Annotated in this window: 5 protein-coding genes; 2 read left to right on the forward strand and 3 right to left on the reverse strand. The window is 62.0% G+C overall.

The features are described 5' to 3' along the window. Positions 1-6 precede the first annotated feature (6 nt). From lysS to V6767_RS15245, 3 genes are all read right to left on the reverse strand, one after another. Positions 7-1,494, reverse strand: a complete 1,488-nt coding sequence (lysS, locus tag V6767_RS15235) for a lysine--tRNA ligase (RefSeq protein WP_448474258.1) — start codon at positions 1,492-1,494, stop codon at positions 7-9. Position 1,495: 1 nt separating this feature from the next. Further along, the gene (gene gltX, locus V6767_RS15240) at positions 1,496-2,962 is read right to left on the reverse strand and encodes a glutamate--tRNA ligase (protein WP_448474259.1); all 1,467 of its coding nucleotides are present in this window, start codon (positions 2,960-2,962) and stop codon (positions 1,496-1,498) included. Positions 2,963-3,126: 164 nt separating this feature from the next. Then, positions 3,127-3,906, reverse strand: coding sequence for a TerC family protein (locus V6767_RS15245; RefSeq protein WP_448474260.1), 780 nt, complete (start codon positions 3,904-3,906; stop codon positions 3,127-3,129). Positions 3,907-4,176: 270 nt separating this feature from the next. On the opposite strand from V6767_RS15245, the gene V6767_RS15250 reads away from it, so the two are divergent. After that, the gene (locus tag V6767_RS15250) at positions 4,177-5,304 is read left to right on the forward strand and encodes an HlyD family secretion protein (RefSeq protein ID WP_448474261.1); all 1,128 of its coding nucleotides are present in this window, start codon (positions 4,177-4,179) and stop codon (positions 5,302-5,304) included. A 100-nt stretch (positions 5,305-5,404) separates the two neighbouring features. Beyond that, a complete protein-coding gene (locus tag V6767_RS15255; protein WP_448474262.1) occupies positions 5,405-6,994 on the forward strand; it encodes a DHA2 family efflux MFS transporter permease subunit in 1,590 nt (529 codons plus the stop codon). Positions 6,995-7,043: the final 49 nt, after the last annotated feature.

Raw genomic sequence — 7,043 nt, forward strand, 5'->3', positions numbered from 1 at the left:
GAAAACTCAATCCCTGTGGCGCCGCGCCGGGAACAGGATGACGTCGCGGATTGAGGGGCCGTTGGTCAGGAGCATGATCAGGCGGTCGATGCCGATGCCCAGCCCGCCGGCGGGCGGCATGCCGTGGTCCATGGCGTTGAGGAAATCCTCGTCCAGCCGCTTTTCGGTCTCGCCGCGTGCGTGAGACTGTTCAAGCTGCTCGACCATGCGGCGGCGCTGCTCGACCGGATCGTTGAGCTCGGAAAACGCATTGCCGAGTTCCCAGCCATTGACATAGGTCTCGAAGCGCTCGACGAGGCGCGGCTCGCCCGGCACTTCCTTGGCAAAGGGCGAGATGTCCTTCGGGAAATGGGTGACGTGGGACGGCTGGATCAGCGTGGACTCGACCTTTTCCTCGAAGATGAAGGCGAGGCATTCGCCCCAGGTCCAGTCATTCTCGATCTCGAAGCCGGCAGCCTTGGCAGCGGCACGGGCTTCATCGTCGGTCGCGATCGCACGGAAGTCGATGCCGGTTGCTTCCTTCACCGCATCGGGCATCGGCACGCGCTTGAACGGGCCCTTGAAGTCGAGTTCGGTCTCGCCGAACATCAGCTTCGTATCGCCGTGGAGCGAGAGCGCGAGCCTTTCGAACATCCGCTCGACGAGGCCCATCATGTCCTCGTAGTCGGCATAGGCCCAGTAGCACTCCATCATGGTGAATTCGGGATTGTGCCGGGTCGACACGCCCTCGTTGCGGAAGTTGCGGTTGACCTCGAACACCTTGTCGGTCAGCCCCGAGACCAGAATGCGCTTCAGGTAAAGCTCCGGCGCGATCCGGAGATACATGTCCATGTCGAGCGCGTTGTGGTGGGTCTTGAACGGATCGGCCGTTGCGCCGCCATAGATCGACTGCAGCATCGGCGTCTCGACTTCCATGAAGCCTTCGTCCTCGAGGAAACGGCGGACGCCGGACAGCACCTTGGAGCGCTGGATGAAGCGCAGCTTGGAATCCTCGTTGCTCATGATGTCGAGATAGCGCTGGCGATAGCGCGTCTCGATATCGGCAAGCCCGTGATATTTCTCGGGCATCGGCTTCAGCGCCTTGGTGAGGATGGTGAGCTCTTGCGCGTTGATCGTCAGCTCGCCGCGCTTGGTGCGGCGCACGACGCCGGTGACGCCGACGATGTCGGCAAGGTCCACCAGCGACCATAATTCGCGCACCTCTTCGGGCGTCGTGTCCTTGTGCGAGAAGATCTGGATCTTGCCGGAGGCATCGCGCAGATCGACGAACATGCCGGAATTGCGCATCGAATAGACGCGGCCGGCAACGGTGACGACATCCTCGGTGGTCACATCATCGGGCAGATCGGCGTATTTTTCGGCCAGTTCCGCATTGGTCATGGTGCGGTGGAAATGCGCCGGATAGACGTCGCCGATCTTCTCGCGCAGGATTTCAAGCTTCTGGGCGCGGACTTCCGTTGCGTCGGAGGAGAGTTCTTCTGTCTTCTTGTTCATCTTATTTCTTTGCCTCTTCTGCGACCATGCCCGCGACAACGGCCTCGGCCGTCTTCAGCCGCTGGCGGACAACGGCACGGCCGAGAATGGCCATACTGTCAAACAGCGGCAGCGAGCGCGACGAACCGGACATGGCGACGAACAGCGGCGCGACCACGGTGCGCAGCTTCTTGTCCATGTCCTCGGCAAGCTGGCGCAGCGCTTCTTCGACGGTCGCGGCGTTCCACTCGACCAGCTTTTCCAGCACCGGCTGGACGGCCTTGAGGATTTCGAGGATCTCTTCCGGATTGGTCTTCTTGATTTTCGCGAAGGCTTCGGCCTCCGGAACCATGTCCGACTGCAGCAGGAAGCCCATCAGCGCCGGCAGTTCGCCAAGCTTGGTGATCCGGCTCTGGGAGAGTTTCAGCCCTTCCTTGAGCCGCGCGTTCTCGGATGCCCAGGCGGCGACGCGGAGGATGAAATCCTCCTCCGTCAGCGTTTCGCGCAGGAAGCGGCCGTTCAGCCATTCAAGCTTCTGGGTGTCGAACACGGCGCCCGACTTGTTGAGGTTGTCGGCATCGAACTTCTCGATGAGCGTCGGCATGTCCATCAGTTCTTCGCCCTCGGCGATCTGGATGAAGAACAGGCCGAGGAAGTTCATCAGCGCTTCCGGCAGATAGCCGAGGGCCGAGTAATAGGAGATCGAGGTCGGGTTTTTCCGTTTGGAAAGCTTCGACTTGTCGGGATTGCGCATCAGCGGCAGATGGAAGAACTGCGGCGGCTCGAGACCCAGATAGGTGTAGAGCAGGATGTGCTTCGGCACCGAGGCCAGCCATTCCTCGCCGCGCGCCACATGGGTGATCTTCATCATGTGGTCGTCGACGACGTTCGCCATGTGATAGGTCGGCATGCCGTCGGCCTTCAGCAGAACCTGCATGTCGACAGCATCCCACGGGATTTCGACATCGCCATAGACGCCGTCAGTGAATTTGCACGCGCCTTCCGTCGGGATATTCATGCGCACGACATTGGGCTCGCCGGCCTCAATGCGGGCCTTCACTTCCTCCGCCTTCAGATGCATGCAGAGCCCGTCATATTTCGGGGCCTTGCCCTCGGCGCGCTGGCCGGCGCGCATCCGCTCCAGCCGCTCGGGCGTGCAGAAGCAATGGAAGGCATGGCCTTCTTCGACCAGGCGGTCGACATAGGGCTTGTAGAGGTCCTTGCGGTCGGACTGGCGATAGGGGCCGTAGGGGCCGCCGACATCCGGGCCCTCGGCCCATTCCAGCCCGCACCATTTCAGCGCGTCGAGCACGTTCTTCTCGAATTCCGGCGTCGAGCGCGTGGCGTCGGTATCCTCGATGCGGAGAATGAAGGTGCCGCCCATCTTCTTGGCATAAAGATAGTTGAACAGCGCGGTATAGGCAGTGCCGACATGCGGCTCGCCGGTCGGGGATGGCGCGATGCGAAGGCGCGGGCCGGTTGTGCTCATTGTTTTGTCCGTGGCGCCGGCCGGGCCGGCGGCTTCCCTGAAAATGCTGAATGTGCTGGCCGCGAAAGGTCTTGGAGGACGGCGGCCCGTTCAGGCCAGCCTTAGGCCATATTCAACCCTTTCCGTCAAGCCATCGACCCGGCCATCGGCCCTCTCCGGCAGGTTCAGTGAACCGTCGATGCGCTCGCTGTACTCTCGCCCCGCATGGCGCGATCCTTCTTCCGTTTGCGTCGCGCCAGCATGTTGAGCGCCTCGACAAGACCCGAGAACGCCATCGCCGCATAGATATAGCCCTTCGGCACGTGGAAGCCGAGACCATCGGCAATCAGCGTCATGCCGATCATCAGCAGGAAGGCGAGCGCGAGCATCACGATGGTCGGATTGGCCTCGATGAAACGGGCGAGCGGGCCGGCGGCGATCAGCATCAGCGTGACGGCGACGACGACCGCGATGATCATGATCGGCAGATGATCGGTCATGCCGACGGCGGTGATGATGCTGTCGACCGAAAACACCAGATCGAGCAGCAGGATCTGGAAAATCGCGGCGGCAAAGCCCGTCTTCACCGCGCCGCCGACGATCTCGCCGGCCTCTTCCTCCGGATCGACATTGTGATGAATTTCCTTGGTGGCCTTCCAGACAAGGAACAGACCGCCGGCGATCAGGATGATATCCTTCCAGGAGAAGCCGTGCCCGAATGCGGTGAACACCGGTTCGGTGAGCTGCACGATCCAGGCGACCGCGCCGAGCAGGACAAGGCGAAGCACAAGGGCGAGACCGAGACCGATGCGCCGCGCGCTCTGCCGGCTGGCCTCCGGCAGCTTATTGGTGAGGATCGAGATGAAGACGAGGTTATCGATGCCGAGCACCACCTCCATCACGATCAGGGTCACGAGCGCGGCCCATGCTTCGGGCTGGGCGGCCAACACAAGAATGTCGTTCAAGTCAGTCTCCTTCAAAAACCCGGCCAAACCCGGCATGCGGCTGTTGCGGTCGCGTCCCGGAACCGGCGCGGAAGCGTCGGCGTTCTATAACGCGAAATCCATTTCTTCACTATCAACGTAATTGACATTCGGCAGTTCCCGCCGGTCCACCGCTTGACAGTCAACGCCGCGAGGCGCATTACCACGTCAACAAATCGAACCGGCGAGTTCGAATTCGCTCTCTCCGTGCTGAACCCTCCTCCCTTCAGCGCCAGAAAGGCATTTTTCAACATGACGAACGAGACAGATGTGCACCCCGAACCGCGCCCGGCCGAGAAGAAACGCGGCGGCGGGGTCCGCAAGATCATTTTCTCGCTGATCGGCATCGCGCTGATCGCCGGCGGCGGATGGTTCGGCTATCACTGGTGGACCGAAGGCCGCTTCATCGTATCCACGGACGACGCCTATATCGAAGGCGACATCGCCATGATCGCGCCCAAGGTGTCCGGCTATGTCGAAAGCGTCGCGGTTTCAAACAACCAGCAGGTCAAGAAGGGCGACCTTCTCGTCAAGATCGATGACGGCGACTACCAGAACGCGGTTGCCCAGGCCGAAGCGCAGCTCCACGCCCAGAACGTGGCGCTGGAGGCGACCAAGGCGCAGATCGCCGGCGCCAAGGCCTCGCTCGCCCAGGCCAAGGCCAATCGCGAGGCGCTCGATCCGCAGATCGACAACGCCAAGACCGTGCTGCAGCGCGCCGATACGCTGCGCGAGAAGGGAGCCGCCACGGTTGCCGCCTTCGACGATGCTCGGGCGGCGCTCGACCAGTTGAAGGCCAAGGTGCAGGCCGCCGATGCGGCAGTCGAAGTGGCGAAATCCAATATCACCACCGCCGAGGCCCAGCTTGCACAGCAGCAGGCCGCCCTGCAGGAGCGCAAGCTCGCGATCGACATGGCCAAGCGCAATCTCGCCTTCACCGAAATCCGCGCTCCTTTCGACGGGGTTTTCGGCAACAAGAACGTCCAGGTCGGCGATCTCGTTTCCTCCGGCACGCGGCTCGGCGCGCTGGTGCCGACCGATGATCTCTACATCGTCGCCAATTTCAAGGAGACCGATCTCGATCGCCTCGGAATAGGGGCGAAGGTTCATGTCTCGATCGACGCCTTCGAAAAGGATGACTTCATCGGCACGGTCGAATCCTTCTCGCCGGCATCCGGCGCCGTCTTCGCGCTGCTGCCGCCGCAGAACGCGACAGGCAATTTCACCAAGATCGTCCAGCGCCTGCCGGTGAGGATTTCGATCCCCAAGGACGTGCTTGACGGGCAGTACCTCAAGGCCGGGTTGTCCGTCACCGCCGAAGTCGACAGCCGCACCGCCCCCGACGGCACGATCGGCGAAACGGTCGCCGCCAACCGCTGACACCTTTGTTTTTACGCAATACCGGACGGTGAACCGGTGTCCACTTCACCTGGAATTGCTATGAGCGGGCGTCTGACGCCCGCATCCCACGGATGCTTCGATGACAGACACAGCCGAAAACGCGCCGGTCGCGACTGAGGCGGGGGCACCGCCCTCCGACCATGTTTCCGCCCGCACATGGATCGCCTTCATCGTCATGGCGTTCGGCATGTTCATGGCGATCCTCGATATCCAGATCGTCGCCTCGGCGCTCACCGACATTCAGGCCGGCATCTCGGCAAGCGCCGACGAGATCGCCTGGGTGCAGACGTCCTATCTGATCGCCGAAGTGATCATGATCCCGCTTTCCGGCATTCTGGCGCGGATCTTCTCGACCCGGGTCGTGTTCAGCGTTTCGGCCGCGGCGTTCACCGCCTGCAGCGCGCTTTGCGCCACGGCGACCAGCATCGACCAGATGATCATCTACCGCGCGCTGCAGGGCTTCATGTCGGGCGGTATGGTGCCGGCGGTTTTTGCGGTGTCCTTCACCGCCTTCCCGCCCTCCAAGCGCTCGACCGTTATCCCGGTCGTCGGACTTGTGGCCACGCTCGCGCCGACGATCGGCCCGACAGTCGGCGGCTATCTCGTCGATGCGCTGTCATGGCACTGGCTTTTTCTGATCAACGTCATCCCGGGCATTCTGGTCGCCATCAGCGCCTGGCTGCTGATCGACTTCGACAAGCCCGACCTTTCGATCATGCGCCACTTCGACTGGATCGGCCTTGCCGCCATGGCGACGTTCCTCGGCACGCTCGAATATTTTCTGGAAGAGGGCAATATCAAGGGCTGGTTCTCCGATGAGGTCATCCGCGTCGTGTTCGTGGTGATGATCGTCGGCGCCATCGCCTTCTTCTACCGCTCGTTCACCAGCCGCTATCCGGTCGTGGACCTGCGCGCCTTCGGCAATTTCAACTTCGCCGTCGGCTCGATCTTCTCGTTCTCGCTCGGCATCGGGCTCTACGGCCTCGTCTACCTGTTTCCGCTCTATATGGCCCGCATTCGCGGCTATGACGCGCTGATGATCGGGGAGACGATGTTCGTCACCGGCGCGTTCATGATGGCGACCGCCCCGGTTGCAGGCATGCTGCAGAACAAACTCGACCCGCGCGTGATGATGGGCGCGGGGCTGGCGCTGTTTGCGCTCTGCACCTGGCAGATGACCCATATCACCGCCGAATGGGATTACTGGGAGCTGTTCTGGCCGCAGGCCGGCCGCGGCGTGGCGCTGATGATCTCGATGATCCCGGTCTCCAACATCGCGCTTGGCACGCTGCCGCCGCAGGATATCAAGAACGCATCAGGCCTGTTCAACCTGACCCGCAATCTCGGCGGCGCGGTCGGCCTTGCCGTGATCAACACGCTGCTCAGCCGCCGCACCGATTTTCATTTCGACCGGCTGGCGGAAACGGTGAATGCGGCCAGCGCGACCACACAGGAATGGGTGAACGGGCTCGCCGGGGTCTACAACAGCCATGGCATCGACGGCGAAAAGGCCGCCGTGCTACAGCTCGACCAGATCGTCAATCAGCAGGCATGGCTGATGGCGTTCATCGACATCTTCACGATCCTGACAGTGCTGTTCGTCTGCCTGAGCTTCTGCATCATTGTCGTGCGCAAGCCCAAGGCCGGCGCCGGCGGTGGCGGGCACTAGAGCATCAGGCGTGATGAATGAATCGTATGGGATTCCGTTTTGGTGCGAT

The sequence above is a fragment of the Martelella sp. FLE1502 genome (assembly GCF_053484255.1).

Coding starts and splice junctions, on each gene's coding strand:
- gltX (WP_448474259.1), bottom strand. CDS start 2,962: ATGAGCACAACCGGCCCGCGCCTTCGCATCGCGCCATCCCCGACCGGC.
- lysS (WP_448474258.1), bottom strand. CDS start 1,494: ATGAACAAGAAGACAGAAGAACTCTCCTCCGACGCAACGGAAGTCCGC.
- V6767_RS15250 (WP_448474261.1), top strand. CDS start 4,177: ATGACGAACGAGACAGATGTGCACCCCGAACCGCGCCCGGCCGAGAAG.
- V6767_RS15255 (WP_448474262.1), top strand. CDS start 5,405: ATGACAGACACAGCCGAAAACGCGCCGGTCGCGACTGAGGCGGGGGCA.